This is a genomic window from Terrabacter sp. 05T424, assembly GCF_056396225.1.
In genome coordinates, this window is sequence record NZ_JBFTLB010000012.1 from 1 (window position 1) to 15,888 (window position 15,888).

Annotated in this window: 13 protein-coding genes and 1 pseudogene; 7 read left to right on the forward strand and 7 right to left on the reverse strand. The window is 72.3% G+C overall.

Annotated elements, in window-relative coordinates:
• Positions 1–730, forward strand: a pseudogene (locus AC1DE0_RS19525) (HNH endonuclease signature motif containing protein); the annotation flags it as partial.
• 21 nt (positions 731–751) lie between these two features.
• On the opposite strand, the gene AC1DE0_RS19530 reads toward AC1DE0_RS19525, so the two are convergent.
• Both AC1DE0_RS19530 and AC1DE0_RS19535 read right to left on the reverse strand, forming a co-directional pair.
• Complete coding sequence (locus AC1DE0_RS19530; protein WP_478104454.1) at positions 752–1,210, reverse strand: hypothetical protein; 459 nt, start codon at positions 1,208–1,210, stop codon at positions 752–754.
• Between the two features lie 86 nt (positions 1,211–1,296).
• Entirely contained in the window at positions 1,297–2,562 is a 1,266-nt protein-coding gene (locus AC1DE0_RS19535; protein WP_478104458.1) for a DUF4921 family protein, read from the reverse strand.
• 31 nt (positions 2,563–2,593) lie between these two features.
• On the opposite strand from AC1DE0_RS19535, the gene AC1DE0_RS19540 reads away from it, so the two are divergent.
• The 3 genes from AC1DE0_RS19540 to AC1DE0_RS19550 are packed head-to-tail and all read left to right on the forward strand — an operon-like array spanning position 2,594 to position 6,710.
• Positions 2,594–4,915 carry an exo-beta-d-1,3/1,6-glucosidase gene (locus AC1DE0_RS19540; protein WP_478104462.1) on the forward strand — a complete coding sequence of 774 codons (2,322 nt, stop codon included), beginning with the start codon at positions 2,594–2,596 and terminating at the stop codon, positions 4,913–4,915.
• Positions 4,915–5,883 carry an NADPH:quinone oxidoreductase family protein gene (locus AC1DE0_RS19545; RefSeq protein ID WP_478104466.1) on the forward strand — a complete coding sequence of 323 codons (969 nt, stop codon included), beginning with the start codon at positions 4,915–4,917 and terminating at the stop codon, positions 5,881–5,883. The genes AC1DE0_RS19540 and AC1DE0_RS19545 overlap by 1 nt, the downstream gene beginning before the upstream one ends.
• 32 nt (positions 5,884–5,915) lie before the next feature.
• On the forward strand, positions 5,916–6,710 hold the full coding sequence (locus AC1DE0_RS19550) for an SDR family NAD(P)-dependent oxidoreductase (protein ID WP_478104471.1): 795 nt from the start codon (positions 5,916–5,918) through the stop codon (positions 6,708–6,710).
• A gap of 4 nt (positions 6,711–6,714) precedes the next feature.
• Here AC1DE0_RS19550 and AC1DE0_RS19555 read toward each other — a convergent pair whose 3' ends face one another.
• Both AC1DE0_RS19555 and AC1DE0_RS19560 read right to left on the reverse strand, forming a co-directional pair.
• Complete coding sequence (locus AC1DE0_RS19555; RefSeq protein ID WP_478104474.1) at positions 6,715–7,221, reverse strand: TY-Chap domain-containing protein; 507 nt, start codon at positions 7,219–7,221, stop codon at positions 6,715–6,717.
• Positions 7,218–7,694 carry an acyl-CoA thioesterase gene (locus AC1DE0_RS19560; RefSeq protein WP_478104478.1) on the reverse strand — a complete coding sequence of 159 codons (477 nt, stop codon included), beginning with the start codon at positions 7,692–7,694 and terminating at the stop codon, positions 7,218–7,220. The genes AC1DE0_RS19555 and AC1DE0_RS19560 overlap by 4 nt, the downstream gene beginning before the upstream one ends.
• A 67-nt stretch (positions 7,695–7,761) precedes the next feature.
• Here AC1DE0_RS19560 and AC1DE0_RS19565 point away from each other — a divergent pair, with 67 nt between their 5' ends.
• The 3 genes from AC1DE0_RS19565 to AC1DE0_RS19575 all read left to right on the forward strand — a co-directional run bounded on the left by AC1DE0_RS19565 (position 7,762) and on the right by AC1DE0_RS19575 (position 12,487).
• Complete coding sequence (locus AC1DE0_RS19565) at positions 7,762–11,199, forward strand: DEAD/DEAH box helicase (protein WP_478104483.1); 3,438 nt, start codon at positions 7,762–7,764, stop codon at positions 11,197–11,199.
• 43 nt (positions 11,200–11,242) lie between these two features.
• Positions 11,243–11,713: a heme-degrading domain-containing protein gene (locus AC1DE0_RS19570; RefSeq protein ID WP_478104487.1), complete on the forward strand. Its 471-nt coding sequence runs from the start codon at positions 11,243–11,245 to the stop codon at positions 11,711–11,713.
• A gap of 129 nt (positions 11,714–11,842) precedes the next feature.
• Entirely contained in the window at positions 11,843–12,487 is a 645-nt protein-coding gene (locus tag AC1DE0_RS19575; RefSeq protein ID WP_478104491.1) for a superoxide dismutase, read from the forward strand.
• Between the two features lie 339 nt (positions 12,488–12,826).
• On the opposite strand, the gene galK is transcribed toward AC1DE0_RS19575, so the two are convergent.
• The 3 genes from galK to AC1DE0_RS19590 are packed head-to-tail and all read right to left on the reverse strand — an operon-like array spanning position 12,827 to position 15,887.
• Complete coding sequence (gene galK / locus AC1DE0_RS19580; RefSeq protein ID WP_478104798.1) at positions 12,827–13,984, reverse strand: galactokinase; 1,158 nt, start codon at positions 13,982–13,984, stop codon at positions 12,827–12,829.
• Positions 13,984–15,111, reverse strand: coding sequence for a galactose-1-phosphate uridylyltransferase (gene galT / locus AC1DE0_RS19585; RefSeq protein WP_478104495.1), 1,128 nt, complete (start codon positions 15,109–15,111; stop codon positions 13,984–13,986). Before galT ends, galK begins: the two co-directional genes overlap by 1 nt.
• The gene (locus AC1DE0_RS19590) at positions 15,108–15,887 is read right to left on the reverse strand and encodes a DeoR/GlpR family DNA-binding transcription regulator (RefSeq protein ID WP_478104497.1); all 780 of its coding nucleotides are present in this window, start codon (positions 15,885–15,887) and stop codon (positions 15,108–15,110) included. Before AC1DE0_RS19590 ends, galT begins: the two co-directional genes overlap by 4 nt.
• Between the last annotated feature and the right edge of the window lies 1 nt (position 15,888).

Sequence of the window (15,888 nt, forward strand, 5' to 3'; positions counted from 1 at the left end):
GTGTCTGAGCTTGACGGCCGATGCGGGCACGGTCGCGGCGATCCTGGACCGGCTCGACACCCGTGCTCGCGCCGCGCGAGGCGGAGGAGACTCGCGGACCCTGGACCAGCTGCGCTGCGACCTGGCCACCGAGGCCCTGCTGCGTGACGTCCTCGCCGATGCGTGTGACGGGCCTGCGCCTGCGCCGGCCACCGGTGATGCGGCGGCGCGGGTGTGGCTCGTCGTGCCGTTCGAGGTCGCCATCGGGGACTCGGACGCGGGGTGTGAGCTGCCCGGGCACGGTTGGGTCACCGCCGCCCACGCCCGCGAGATCATGACCCGCCCGGGCTCGGTCTGGCAGACCCTGCCCGTCGACATCCGCGACGGCCACGCGATCACCCGCCCCACCAAGAGCTACCGGCCCACCAAAGCGATGGTCGAGCACGTCCAGGCCGTCGACGGCACCTGCCGCGGCCCCGACTGCCACGTCCCCGCCACCCGGTGCGACCTCGACCACGAGATCCCGTGGCCGGCGGGCGAGACCTGCGTCGACAACTTCTACGCCAAGGAGCGACGGCACCACAACGTCAAGACCCACGGCATCTGGACCAGCACCCCCGTCGCCGACGACGGCCTCGAGTGGACCACGCTGCCCGGCCGCAGCTACACCACCTACCCCAAGGACTGGCGCGAAGCACTCGGCCCGCCACCGGATCCCGCGCCACCAGAGAGTGACCCACCGCCGTTCTAGACGATCGTCACGGGGCCGGGGTCACGGGACTGGAGCGGCCGTAACGGCGTAGTCGAGCTGGCGATCGGGGTTGTCGTCACGAGGGCCCACGAGGAGGCGCTCCGTCGACGGCGGCTGTCCAGGCAGCTCGTAGCGGACCTCGACCGACCACCACACAGCGGAGACCATCATCTCGACGCTCACCGTCGTCGCCGTCGACGGTCGCCCGGCGTGACGTGCGACGAGCGCATCGTGCGTGGGCCCCTCCGCGACCACCGACTCGAGGGCGTCACGGTCGCCGGCGCCGACGGCCGCGGTGTAGCTGTCGATCGCGGACCAGAGCGTCGGGTGGTCGGCCGCCCATGCGCGCCAGGTGACGGCAGCGGCACCCGCCAGCACGATCACGGCAATGACGAGGCCGGCGACGAGCACCTGAACGCGCCGGCGCCGCAGCGTGGGCGAGGTGACCCCGTCCTCATTCTCGACGGTCGGTGTCGTCACGGGGACATCATGCTCGCTGCGTGTGCGACCGGCGTGAAACGACGCGAACCCCGCCGGCGTCGTCCGGAGTGGCCCGAGCGCCGCGCTCAGCCGATCGTGATCCGGGCAGAGACGAGACCAGCATCGGCGAGCTCGCGCAGTCGCGTCACGGCCCGCTCGCGCACCGTCCACGGGTCGATCGTGTTGACGTAGATGTTCGTGCCGCCCTCGAAGCCGGCGAGCGTCGAGATGCGCCACTTGAGCACCGCCCGCAGCGGCATCGGCTGGTCGACCGACGGTGGCCGGTGGTGCCACTCCTCGTTCGACGGCACGTGGACGCCCGTCGCGGCGTGGCAGGCGTGCACGAGGTCCGAGAAGTCGCGCACCTGATCGGGGCTCAGCTCCCACGGGCAGCCCTCATCGTCGGTCACGTGCACGACGAGCGCGGGGTAGCGGTGGCCGACGCCTGCGAACGCCACCGCGTGCTCGGTGCGCGCGACCACGAGACCCTGCTCGGCGGCATACCGGAGACCCCAGCGCGCGTACATGTCGGGCTCGGTCCGCAGCCGTTCGATCTCGCCTTCCTTCTGCGCGCCGAGCTCGTCGATCGCGACGATCTGCTTGTGCAGGTGGTCGAACGACGCGCCGGACGCCGAGAGCCAGTTCTGGAAGACGGACACGTAGCGCGTGCAGTCGTTGTCGCGGTAGAGGTCGCGCATCGCGCGGATCGTGAGCTCGGTGAACGCCCGGTGCTCGTCGGGGGTCAGCGTGCCCGACCCCGCGAGCTGCGTGTCGTCGGTGGCGTCGTCGACGTAGTGGCGTCGGGCGATGACGACCTGGTGGTTCCCGGCGAACAGTCCCACCGCCTCGCGCGAGAGGTCCGTCTCGGCGAGCGGCTCGGCGTCAGCACCGGCAGCGCCGCGGGCTCGCATCCTGATGCGGGCGAGGGTCGTGAGGTGCTCACGGCCCTGCGGCGTGCCGAGGTATGCCGTCCGGTGCGCCTGCGACGCGGCCGTCGGTTCGAAGCCGTGGCTGAGGTGCCAGTAGTCGTAGCTGAGGATCTCGAAGAGGTTCGGGATGAGCCGGAACTCCGGCACGGTCTGCTCGAGGGACTCCGCGAGCACGCCGCGGAGGTCGCGCCAGCCGTCACCGTCGTGGATGACGCGCGCGATCTCCGGGGTCGTCTCGAGCATGCGGGCCCAGCAGAAGGCGCAGTGCCGGTCGTGGTCGTCGGGGTCGAGGGGCAGCGGGTGGTGGCTCGGCAGCCCGAAGGGCCTCGCCGCCCGTCCCGGCAACGTCCAGACCTTCGTCCCGGTGAGCGGGTTGACCTGTTTGATGGTGCCGTCGGGCAGGCGGACCAGGGGCTCGACCACGCTCCCAGCCTAGGTGGGTTAGCGTCGCACCGTGGCCGATGACGACACTGCCGACCTTCCCTTCCGCGACTCGACGCGGCCGGTCGAGGAGCGCCTCGAGGACCTCCTCGCCCGCATGACGCTGCCCGAGAAGGTCGGGCAGATGCTCCAGCTCGACGCCCGCGGCGACCTCGACGACATCGTCAGCGCCAAGCTCGCCGGCTCGATCCTGCACACGGCCCCCGAGGACATGCCGCGAGCCATCGAGCTCGCCGCCGCGACCCGCCTCGGCATCCCCCTGCTCACCGCCGACGACTGCATCCACGGCCACTCGTTCTGGCCCGGCGCGACGATCTTCCCGACCCAGCTCGGCATGGCCTGCGCCTGGGACCCCGACCTCGTCGAGAAGGCCGCTCGCGTCACCGCAGTCGAGGTCTCGGCCACGGGCATCCACTGGACCTTCTCGCCCGTGCTCTGCATCACCCGTGACCTGCGCTGGGGCCGTGTCGGCGAGACCTTCGGCGAGGACCCCCACCTCATCGGTGAGCTCGGCGCCGCCATGGTGCGCGGCTACCAGGGCGAGGGCCTCGCCGACCCGACCGCGATCCTCGCCTGCGCGAAGCACTTCGCCGGCTACTCCGAGACGCAGGGCGGCCGCGACGCGAGCGAGGCCGACCTCAGCCCTCGCAAGCTGGCCTCGTGGTTCCTCCCGCCGTTCGAGCGCGCGGTGCAGGAGGGCTGCCGCACCTTCATGCTCGGCTACCAGTCCATCGACGGCGTCCCGGTGACCGCCAACGGCTGGCTGCTCGACGACGTGCTCAAGCAGCAGTGGGGCTTCACCGGCACCCTCGTCACCGACTGGGACAACGTCGGCCGCATGGTGTGGGAGCAGAAGGTCTGTGCCAACGACGTCGAGGCAGCCACCGTCGCCGTCCGTGCCGGCAACGACCTCGTCATGACGACGCCGGCCTTCTTCGAGGCGGCGCAGGAGGCCGTGGCCCGAAACCTGTTGGACGAGAAGCAGATCGATGAGGCCGTGCGGCGCATCCTCCGGGTCAAGCTCGAGCTCGGGCTCTTCGAGAACCCGCGCCCGCCGGACCCCGACCGCCAGGCCGCCGTCGTCGGCTCGACCGGGCACGCCCAGCTCAACCTCGACGTCGCGCGCCGGTCGCTCGTCCTGCTCACGAACGACGGCACCCTCCCGTATGCCGCAGGCCCCGCCGATGCGTTCGACGCCCCCGCCCGCGCGGTTGCCGTGATAGGGCCCAACGCCGACGACCCGCAGGCCAACCTCGGCGACTGGGCGGGTGCGTCCGGCCAGGTCGACTGGATGCCCGACGGACACCCGCGCGAGACGGTCGAGACGGTGCTCGACGGCTTCCGGGCCCTCGTCCCGGACGGCTGGGCCGTCACCCCCGCCCGCGGCGCCGAGATCGAGCGGCTCGTGCCCGACCCCGACGGTCCGCTCCTCCCCGACGGGCAGCCGCGACCGCCGGTCTCGGTCCCAGCCCCCGTCGACGCCGACCAGCTCGCGGAGGCCGTGGACGCCGCCAGCGCCGCCGACCTCGCCGTCGTCGTGCTCGGCGACACGATGGCGCTGACAGGAGAAGGCTGCTCGACCGCGTCGCTCGAGCTGCAGGGCGGTCAGGTCGCCCTCCTCGACGCGGTGGTCGCCACGGGCACCCCCACCGTCGTGGTCCTCCTCCACACCAAGCCCGCCGTCCTGCCACCCAGCGCCCTCGCGGCAGCCGCGGTCATCGAGGCCTTCAGTCCGGGCATGCGGGGCGGTCGCGCGGTCGCCGAGCTCGTGCTCGGCCACATCGAGCCGTCCGGCCGCCTGCCGCTCTCGATCCCGCGGCACGTCGGACAGCAGCCCACCTACTACAACCAGGTGCGGGGCCAGCACGGCCACCGCTACGCCGACCTCACGCAGGAGCCGCAGTTCGTCTTCGGCGAGGGGCTCACCTACACGACGACCACGTGGTCCGACCTCACCCTCACCGGCGGCGCCGACCTTACCGAGGCCGACACCGTTCGGGCGCAGGTGACCGTCACCAACGAGGGCGAGCGTCCCGCGCACGAGGTCGTCCAGACGTACGTCCACGACGTGGTCACCAGCGTCACGTGGGCGACCAAGGAGCTCAAGGCCTTCCGCCGGGTCGTCGTGCCACCCGGCGAGTCGGTCACCGTCGAGATCGAGGTCCCGGTGGCCGCCTGCACGATCGTCGACGCCCAGGCGCGCCGCGTCGTCGAGCCGGGCGAGTTCGAGCTGCTCGTCGGCCCGAGCTCGCGCGACGCCGACCTCCTCCGAGTCCCGTTCACCGTCCGCCACGCCACCCGCCACCCCACCCGCCACCCCACCCCAGGAGCATGATGCGCGCAGCACGAGTCACCTCCCTCGACGGGCCCGGCAGCCTCGTCGTCGAGGACGTGCCCGAGCCGACCCTCGAGCCGGGCCACGTGCTCGTCGACGTCCACGAGGCCGGGGTCAGCTTTCCCGACGTGCTGATGAGCAAGGGGCTCTACCAGATGCGCCCCGACCTGCCGTTCGTGCCGGGGGCCGAGTGCGCCGGTGTCGTGCGCGAGGCAGTCTCCGGCAGCGCCTTCCGCCCCGGCGACCGCGTCGCTGCGTTTCCGGTGCTCGGCGCCTTCGCCGAGACGGTGGCTGTGCCCGAGGCGATGGTCTTCCCGCTACCCGATGCCGTGTCGTTCGCGGCCGGCGCGGCGCTCCCGATGAACTACCTGACCGTCCACTTCGCCCTGACCCGCCGAGGCCAGCTCGACCGTGGTGAGGTCGTGCTCGTCCACGGTGCCGCAGGCGGCATCGGCACGGCCGCGATCCAGCTCGCGAGAGCCATGGACGCCCGCGTGATCGCCGTCGTCTCCTCTGCCGATAAGGTCGCCACGGCCGAGGCAGCCGGTGCCCACCACGTGGTGCTCGCCGACGAGTTCCTCACGCAGGCCAAGCAGCTCACTGACGGGTGCGGAGTCGACGTCGTCGTCGACCCCGTCGGCGGCGATCGCTTCACCGACAGCCTGCGCAGCCTCGCCCCCGAGGGCCGGCTCCTCGTCATCGGTTTCACCGCAGGCCAGATCCCCGAGGTCAAGGTCAACCGCCTGCTGCTGAACAACATCAGCGTCGTCGGCGTCGGCTGGGGTGCCTTCTGGATGCCCGACCCGAGCTACCTGCGCACCCAGTGGGACGCGATCCTCCCGCTCCTCGAGAGCGGCGCACTCGACCCGCCGATCGGAACCCGCCACCCGCTCGACGACGTCACCGCGGCCCTCACCGAGATCGACGAGCGTCGCGCGCACGGCAAGGTGACGCTCACGCTCCGGTGAGGGCAGTCCCCGCACCCCCTAGGGTCAGCCGTATGCCGCCTCGTTCCCCCAGCCGTGTCCTCGTCACCGGTGCCGCGTCGGGTCTCGGCCTCTCCCTCGTGCGCGCCTTCGTCGCCCGCGGCGACCACGTGCTCGCGACGGACGTGCCGGCCGAGAGGCCGGACGTGCTCCCAGCCGCTGCCGCCTACCTGGCCCTCGACGTGCGCAGCGACGAGGCGTGGGCGGCGGCCCTCGCCCACGTGCAGCAGACGTGGGGCGGTCTCGACCTGCTCGTCAACAACGCCGGTGTCGCGGCCGGAGGGCGCATCGACGTCGCGAGCATGGACGAGTGGCACTGGATCGTCGACGTCAACCTGCTCGGCGTCGTGCGCGGCTGCCGCACCTTCACGCCCCTCCTCAAGGAGCAGGGCAGCGGCCACATCGTCAACACGGCCTCGCTCGCCGGGCTCGTGCACGCCCCGGGCATGTCGGCCTACAACACGGTCAAGGCCGGGGTCGTCGCGCTGAGCGAGACGTTGTCCCACGAGCTCGCACCGCACGGCGTCGCCGTCTCGGTCGTCTGCCCGTCGTTCTTCCGGACCAACCTCGGCGCCTCGTTCCAGGGCGCCGACACCGAGATGGAGGACGCCGGCAAGAAGATGGTGAGCGGCTCGCGGCGTTCGGCCGACGAGGTCGCAGCCGTCGTCGTGCGCGGCATCGACGCCCGCAAGGACGTCATCCTCACTGATCGGGACGGTCAGATCGCTTGGCGGGCAAAGCGGTTCGCGCGACCTGTCTACACGGCGGTCATGAAGCGGGCAGCCCGACGGGTCGCGCAGGGACGCTGACCCGCTAGCGGCGCGGTGCCCGCCGCACGTCGACCTCGGCAGGCGTGGGCGCGCCCAGCACGCCCTCGAGGGTCGCCCGCAGCAACCGCGCGGCGCCGGCGTCGTCGAGGTCGAAGGTGCGGCTGAGATCTGGGTCGTCGTCGGCCTCCCAGCCGAGCTCGACGAGGGCCCGCTGCTGCTCGCGGGTCAGGTCGGTGAGGCCCTCGAACTCCGTGTCGGCGATGCACTCGAGGGCGACGACGTCACCGAGGCGGCGGGCCTGAACGAAGATGTCGGGCACCCGCGCCGGCTGACCGTGCGGCGTGGCCACGCGTGGTGTGAACACACGGCGCCACCCGTGCGGGCTCGAGCGAGACCGATCGTGCTCAGCGGCATACCTGCTCGATGCCTGCGACTGCAGGTGGACAGTGAAGGTCACCCACTCCTCTTCGTCGAGCGCGGCGAGGTCTGCGGCCACCCGGGTGGTCCACGCCTCCCACGTCTCATCGAGGGGATCGAGCGGGTCGGTCATGCCGTCACCGGCACCGCGGTCTCCATGAGGGCACGCAAGTGGTCCGGGATGGGGGTGGAGCGGCGCGTCGTGGCGTCGATCTCGACGTGGACCCAGTGGCCGAGCGCCTTGATGGACGCGTCGGTGGCGGCCCCGCCGGCCTGGTCCGGGTCGACGAACAGGCCGAGCTGGTAGGTGACGCTGCTCGTGCCGATGCGCGTCACCCGGATGCCGACGACGAGCGGTGCCGGGAAGGCGACCTCGGCGTAGAAGGCGCAGCCGGACTCGGCGACGACGCCCTGGGTCGCGTCGTTCAGGGGGTCGACCGTCACGTGCTCGGCCTGCCAGCCGTTGATCGCCGAGTCGAACAGCTCGTAGTAGACGGCGTTGTTGAGGTGGCCGTACATGTCGTTGTCGGACCACCGGGTCGTGACCTGCCGGTGGACCGGGAAGTCCGCGAGCGTCAGGTCGCGGGGGTCGGGCGCGCTGGGCATGCCCCCATCCTGCCCGAGCCTGTGGACGAGGCCCGGCCGTGTCGGTGCGCGAACGTAGAGTTCAGAAGTGGCGTGGAGCGTGGGGCGGGCGACGTGGGTCGGTGAGGTCACCGATCCCGACATCTCGCAGCAGGTCGGCACGCGCACCTTCGATCGCGGCCAGGCGTATGCCGCCGAGCGCCGGGTGCGCTCGCTGGCCACCCGGCCCGACGGGCTGATGCTCCTCGGTACCATCGAGGGCAGCGGGTCCGAGACCTACCAGACGATCATCGAAGCCCGTCCCCATCCCAAGGGACGCGCCCACCTGTGGAACGGCCGGTGCAGCTGCCCGGTCGGCACCGACTGCAAGCACGTCGTCGCCCTGATGCTGACCGCCCGCGACGTCGCGCGGGGCGTCGTCGTGGGGCCACCCGAGGAGGCGGCGGCCGCCGATGACGCCGCCCTCGCCGTGCAAGCGGTCAGCTCACCCGGCGTCCCGGTGCCCCCGCACTGGGCCGACGTGCTCGGCCACATCCGGCCGCGGCGCGCCGAGCCCGAGCCGACCGGCTCGCGCCCCGAGCCGCGGGGCGACCTCATGCCGGCGGGCCTGTTCGTCGACACCGTCTACCGCGACCCGCGTGGGCGTCGCGGCGTGCCCGAGCTGAGCTACGGCCTGCGACCCACGCGCTGGACCCGCGCCGGCACGTGGCACCGCACCCTGTCCTGGCACGACGCGCTGCCCCAGTGGCGCCCCGGCATCCGCTTCCTGCCCGAGCACGAGCGCATCATGGGCCGGCTGCACGACGTCGCCCGCCACGGCTCCGGGGGCACCACCTACTTCTCCGCAACGCCGCCCCTCTCGCTCGACGCGAGCCCCGAGGTCTGGCCGCTCCTGCGCGAGGCGCGCGCCGTAGGCATCGAGATCCTGCCGGGCGAGGGCGTCACGGGCCCGGTCCACCTCGTCGACGACGCCGCGACCCTCGTGCTGCACGTCAGACGCGCGGCCGACGGCACGGGCGACCTCGACCTCGACGTCGAGATCGACGGGCTCCCGCCCGAGGCCACCGGCGAGCGGCTCCTCCTCGGCGACCCCGTGCACGCCCTGGCCGTCGAGGGGGAGGACGGCGAGCTCACCTTCGTGCCGCTCGAGCAGGAGCTCGACCTCGGTCCGGCCGCGCTCGAGTCGGCGCTCGCCGGCTTGCGGGTGCCCGCCGACGAGCGTGCTCGCTTCCTCCGCTCGGTCGTGCCCGGCCTGCGGCAGCGGCTGCGCATCCGTTCCGAGGTGCCGCTGCCGGCGCCCGAGGTGGCCGAGGCGGCCGCCCCGGAGGTGGTGACGGTGCACGTCCGCGTCGTCAGCGACGTGCCGGGCGAGGTGCGCCTCGACCTCGGCCATGCCTACGACGGACGCCCGCGGCCCTTCACGACCGCGCGTTTCGGCACGGTCGGGGGTCGCGACCGCGACGCCGAGGCAGCGGCAGTGCGGGCGGCGGCGTCCTTGCGCCAAGTGCCCGGCGCGCTGCGCTCCGACCTCGGCGGTCACCCCTACCTCGTGCCGCGCGTCGTGCTCACCGGACTGCAGGCCGCGCGCTTCGTCGGCGACACCCTCGCCGAGCTCGAGTCCGACGAGCAGGTCACCCTCGAGGTCGACGGCGAGCTGCCGCCCTACGAGGAGGTGACCTCCGCACCCGTCGTGCGTCTCGGCACCGGCGAGCCGGAGAAGGAGCCGAGCTCGGACCCCGGCGACTGGTTCGACCTGCACGTCTCGGTCGAGGTCGACGGCGAGGACGTCCCCTTCGAGCCGCTCTTCGCCGCCATCGCCCGCGGCGACGAGATCATGCTCCTCGACTCGGGCTCCTTCTTCCGGCTCGACCGGCCCGAGCTGCTGCGGCTGCGCGACCTCATCGAGGAGGCCCGTGAGATCGCCGATCCCGAGACCGGAGAGCTGCGCCTCAGCGCGCACCACGCCGACCTCTGGGACGAGCTCGTCGCGCTCGGTGTCGTCGACGAGCAGAGCGCGCGGTGGGCCGCCAGCGTCGAGGCGCTCGGGTCGCTCGAGTCCGGACCCCTCGCCGACGTCCCGCCCGACCTCAGGGCCACTCTGCGCCCCTACCAGCTCGACGGCTACCGCTGGCTGGCCCGTCTGTGGGACGCCCGCATCGGCGGCATCCTCGCCGACGACATGGGCCTCGGCAAGACGCTCCAGGTCATCGCGACGCTCGTGCGTGCCCACGACCGTGGCGAGCTCGGGTCGACCGGCACCGGCGCAGGTGCTGACGCCCGCGGCCCCGTGCTGGTCGTGGCCCCGACGAGCGTCGTCGGCACGTGGATGGGTGAGCTGGAGACCTTCGCCCCCCACCTCTCGGCGGTGGCCGTCACCGCGACCGAGCGCAAGCGCGGGGTGCCGCTGGCCGACCTCGTCTCCGGCGCCGAGGTCGTGATCACCTCGTATGCCGTGCTGCGCCTCGACGAGGCGGCGTTCCGAGGCGTGCGGTGGGGTGGCGTCGTGCTCGACGAGGCCCAGTTCGTCAAGAACCGCCAGGCCAAGACCCACCTCGCGGCGCGACGGCTCGGCGCCCCGTTCACCATCGCCGTCACCGGCACGCCGCTCGAGAACTCCCTCATGGACCTCTGGTCGCTGCTGTCGCTCACGGCCCCCGGCCTGTACCCGCGACCCGACGTCTTCACGAAGAGCTACCGCAAGCCCATCGAGTCCGGTGAGCGGCCCGAGCTGCTCGACCTGCTGCGCCGGCGCATCCGCCCGCTGATGCTCCGCCGCACCAAGGAGCAGGTCGCGATCGACCTGCCGCCCAAGCAGATCCAGGTGGTGGCGCTCGACCCGCACCCGGTCCACCGCCACATCTACGACCAGCACCTGCAGCGCGAGCGCCAGCGGGTGCTCGGCCTGCTCGACGACCCCGAGTCCAACCGTGTCGCGATCCTCGCGGCGCTCACCCGTCTGCGGCAGCTCGCCCTCGACCCCGTCCTCGTCGACGAGGTGCACGCGGGCAAGGGCACGGCCTCCAAGATCGAGTTCCTCGTGGACCAGCTGCGCGAGCTCGCCGCCGAGGGCCACCGGGCGCTCGTGTTCAGCCAGTTCACCGGGTTCCTGCGCATCGTCGAGAGCGCGCTGACCCGCGCCGGCATCGACACGGCATACCTCGACGGGTCCACGACCGACCGGCAGTCTGTCGTGCGCGGCTTCCGCGAGGGTGATGCGACGGCGTTCCTGATCAGCCTCAAAGCCGGCGGCTTCGGGCTCACGCTCACCGAGGCCGACTACGTCTACGTGCTCGACCCCTGGTGGAACCCTGCCGCCGAGGCCCAGGCCATCGACCGCGCGCACCGCATCGGCCAGAACCGCCCCGTCACCGTCTACCGCCTCGTGTCGGCGGCGACCATCGAGGAGAAGGTCGTCGCCCTGCAGGAGCGCAAGCGCGACCTGTTCCAGCGGGTCGTCGACGAGGGCGGGTCCCTGTCAGGCGCCATCACCGCCGACGACGTGCGCGACCTGCTCGGCCTGCCCTGAGACGCATGGCGCGCCTCCCCGCGCGAGGGGGAGAATCGGGGCCGTGACCCAGAACTTCACCCTCGACGAGCTCGCGGCCCACGAGTCCACCCTCGTCTTCGACCGGTTCGACGACGACACCGCCTGGCGCCTCGGCGTCGCCCTGCGCGACGCGGCCGCTGCGGCCGGCCACCCGGTGGCGATCTCGATCCGTCGCAACGGCCAGCGCCTCTTCCACGCGGCGCTGCCGGGCGCCTCCGCCGACAACGACGGCTGGCTCGAGCGCAAGAGCGCGGTCGTCGACCGCTACGGCCAGTCGTCCCTGCGCGTCGGAGAGGGGTTCCGGGCAAGGGGCAAGTCGTTCGAGGAGGACTCGCGCCTCGACCCGCGCGCGTATGCCGCCCACGGCGGGGCGTTCCCGGTCACCGTGCGCGACGTCGGCTGCGTCGGCACCATCGCCGTGTCCGGCCTGCCACAGGTCGACGACCACCGCCTCCTCGTCGAGGTGCTGCGGGCGTTTCTCGAGAAGGCCTGAGCCACAAGGATTTGACCTCAAGCAGGGTTGAGGTCCGACGGTGGAGAAGTGGGTACGTGACCCACAGCCCGTGCTCGCGGACACCCCTGTCGACGGCAGTTTGCCCCGGCATAGAGTGGGCGGAGCCGGATGGTCTCCAGAAAGGAACGACAAGTGGCTTACACGCTTCCCGATCTCGACTACGACTACGCAGCCCTCGAGCCCCACATCAGTGCTCGCATCATGGAGCTGCACCACAGCAAGCACCACAAGGCCTACGTCGACGGCGCCAACGCCGCGGTCACCAAGCTCGAGGAGCTTCGCGAGTCGGGTGACTACGCCGCCCTGAACGGCGTCGAGAAGAACCTCGCCTTCCACCTCGGTGGGCACACGAACCACTCCGTCTTCTGGAAGAACATGAGCCCCGACGGTGGCGGCCAGCCCGAGGGCGAGGTCAAGGCCGCGATCGACGAGTACTTCGGCGGTTTCGAGAAGTTCCAGGCGCACTTCAACGCCAACGCCAACGCGATCCAGGGCTCCGGCTGGTCGATCCTGGCCTGGGACACCATCTCCGCGCGGCCGCACATCATGCAGCTGTTCGACCAGCAGGGCAACATCCCCGTGGGCCAGATCCCGCTGCTGCAGCTCGACATGTGGGAGCACGCCTTCTACCTGCAGTACGAGAACGTCAAGGCCGACTACGTCAAGGCCTGGTGGAACGTCGTCAACTGGGAGGACGTCTCGGCCCGCCTCGAGCGCGCCAAGGCGACGTCGGGCCTCATCGTCCCGGCCTGAGCCAGGTAACCAGCAGGACGCACGACAGCTGAGGGCGGCCACCCGATCGCGGGTGGCCGCCCTCCGCCGTGCTCAGGACATCGCGTCGAGGCAGGTCACCGGACCCCGTCCACGAGACGCGGTCCCAGGTGGTCGAGACCTTGCCCTCGTCGGTGTGGCTGACCGGGACCATCGCCGCCCTGCCAGTCGTGGTGCGGTCGGTGTTGGTGAGAGCCACCGTGCGCGAGTGCAGGCCCGCAAGCAATGGCCGACCGCGGCGAGGCCAAGGGCCCGCCTCCAGTTCCCCCTGTGTCTGCGTCATCCGGTGACCCAACGCAGAGGGGCAGCGGGACGGGGCAGTCAGCGGTCTCGGGCTGCCGGCCCCGACGCGGTCACCGTGAACGACGCGGGTGCCGTGAAGCCGGCTTCGGCGAAGGCGGCATCGATGGCCGCGGCCACTGCATCGGCGCGCTCGGCCGGGACGAGCGCGATGCACGAACCGCCGAAGCCACCGCCGGTCATGCGAGCGCCGAGAGCCCCGTGGGCGCGGGCGGTCGCGGTCGCCACGTCGAGCTCGTCGCACGACACCTCGTAGTCGTCGCGCAGCGAGGCGTGCGATGCGTCGAAGAGCCGCCCGACCTCGGTGAGGTCATCGGCCTCGAGGGCACGCACGGCGGCTTCGACCCGCTCGATCTCGGTGACGACGTGGCGCACACGTCGACGCACCTCGTCGGAGCCGAGACGTGCCAGCGCGGCGTCGAGCCCCGACGGGTCGATCTCGCGCAGCGTCTCGACGCCGAGGTCTCGCGCGGCCTGCTCGCACGCGTCGCGGCGCGCGGCGTACTGGCCGTCGACGAGGGCGTGCTCGGCCCGGGTGTCGGTGACGAGCAGCACGTGGCCTTCGCCGCCCAGGTCGAAGGGCACCTGACGCGTGTCGCCCGAACGGCAGTCGAGCAGCAGCGCTGCCCTCTCGTCGCAGAGCAAGGAGGCGGACTGGTCCATGCCCCCGGTCGGGGCGCCGGCGATGGTGTTCTCGGCCACCACGCAGCGCGCGGCGAGGCGGGCTCGACCCTCGGCGGAGTCGAGCAGCCCGAGCTCGAAGAGGTCGCTCGCGGCGGCGGCGACGGCGCACTCGAGCGCAGCGGAGCTGGACAGCCCGGCCCCGAGGGGCACGGTCGAGTCGACGAGCACGTCGAGGCCGCCGACCGGCAGGCCGTCCTTGGCGAGCGCCCACAGCACTCCGGCGACGTACGCGCTCCAGCCCCCGGGCCGTTCGGGCGAGATCTCGTCGAGCGACACCTCGACGACACCGTCCTGCTGGGCGGAAGCCATCCGGAGGACGCTGTCGTCGCGACGGGACACAGCGGCATACGTCCTCTGCGGCAAGGCGATCGGCAGGCAGAGGCCACCGTTGTAGTCCGTGTGCTCACCGATGAGGTTGACCCGGCCGGGCGCCGACCACACCCCGGTCGGGGCGGCGCCGAAGGTGCGCTCGAAGTCGGCTGCCAACCGGTCGATCACGACGCGAGCTCGCGCAACCGGGCGGCCGCGCGCTCGGGCGCGACGTCGTTGACCCAGCCCCCGACGCCCGACTCGGAGCCGGCGAGGTACTTCAGCCGACCCGGGCCGCGAAGCACCGACATCAGCTGCAGGTGCAGGCGCGACACGTCACGACCGGTCTTGGCCGGGGCCTGCTGCCAGGCGGCGATGTACGGCAGCTTCACAGGCGACCCGTCCTCGGCGACGTAGTAGCGGTCGAGCCGCCCGAGCAGGTCGCGGTAGATGACGGCGAGCTCGTCACGCTCGTCGTCGTCGAGGGCGACGAGGTCGGGCACGTCGCGGTGCGGGGCGAGGTGCACCTCGACCGGCCAGCGCGCCGCGAAGGGCACGTAGGCCGTCCAGTGCGTCCCCGAGACGACGACGCGCGAGCCGTCGGCCTGCTCCGCGGCGAGGATGTCGGCCCCGAGCAGCCGGCCGGTGCGCTCGTGGTGGCGACGGGCCGCCTCGAGCAGCGCCTTGGTGCGGTCGGGCACGTACGGGTAGGCGTAGATCTGGCCGTGCGGGTGGGGGAGCGTCACCCCGATCTCGCGGCCGCGGTTCTCGAACGCGAACACGTGCTCGACCTCGGGGATGGCGCCGAGGGCCTCGGTGCGCTGGGCCCACGTGTCGATGACGGTGCGCACGCGCTCGACCGGCAGGTCCTTGAACGAGGCCTCGTGGTCGCTCGTGAAGCAGACGACCTCGCACCGCCCGACGGCGGGGCGGGTGCCGAAGATGCCCGAGGGGTCGGGCACGTCGGCGCCGAGGGAGGTGACGGCATACGACGGGAAGCGGTTCTCGAAGACGACCACCTGGTAGTCGCTCTCGGGGATCTCCGACGGCACCGAGCCGTGGCCGGCGGGGCAGAGGGGGCACTCGTCCTTGGGCGGCATGAAGGTGCGGTGCTGGCGGTGGGCGGCGACGGCGACCCAGTCGTCGACGAGGGCGTCGTGCCGCACCTCTCCCGACTGCACGCGCGGCTCGACGGGACGCTGGTCCTCGGCGGTGCGCTCCGCGGTGCCCGGGTCGTCGACGTAGATGATCTCGCGCCCGTCGGCGAGGTGCCTCGTCGTCATGCGGCTCGACGTGCGGCTCGGGCTGGTCATGAGGCCTCCACGGTCTCGAGGGAGCCGACCGACTCGCGCAGGGTCTCGCGGGCCCGGCCGGGGAGCCCGACGTCGGTGACGAACAGGTCGACCTCGGTGAGGTCGGCAAAGGTGCTGAGGCCCACGGTCCCCCACTTCGAGGAATCGGCGAGGACGCAGACGTGGCGGGCGGACGCGACGAGCGCACGGTTGGTCTCGGACTCGACGAGGTTGGGGGTGGTCAGGCCGCTGCGGTCGTCGACGCCGTGGGCTCCGAGGAAGAGCAGGTCGACGTGGAGCGCGCGAAGAGCGGCGACGGCGACGGGCCCGACGAGAGCGTCGGACGGGGTGCGCACGCCGCCGGTGAGGATCACGGTCTGGCCGGGCGCGCCCGACTCGTGCAGCAGCTGCGCCACCGGCACGGAGTTGGTGACGACGGTCAGCTGCGGCACGTCCTTGACGGCGCGGGCGAGCTCGTAGGTCGTGGTGCCGGCCGAGATGCCGATGGCGCTGCCGGCCTCGACGCGACGCGCCGCGGCCCTCGCGATCGCCTGCTTCTGCGCGAGCTGCAGCAACGACTTGGCGGAGAAGCCCGGCTCCTCGCTGCTGCGGGAGTCGCCCAGCGCGAGAGCCCCCCCGTGGACGCGCTCGAGGAGCCCGTCGCTCGACAGACGCTCGATGTCGCGGCGGATCGTCATGTCGGAGACGCCGAGACGCTCGACGAGGTCGGAGACCTTGACGGCGCCTGACTCCTCGACGAGCTCGAGGATGACCGAGCGTCGTTGGCTGGCAAGCATT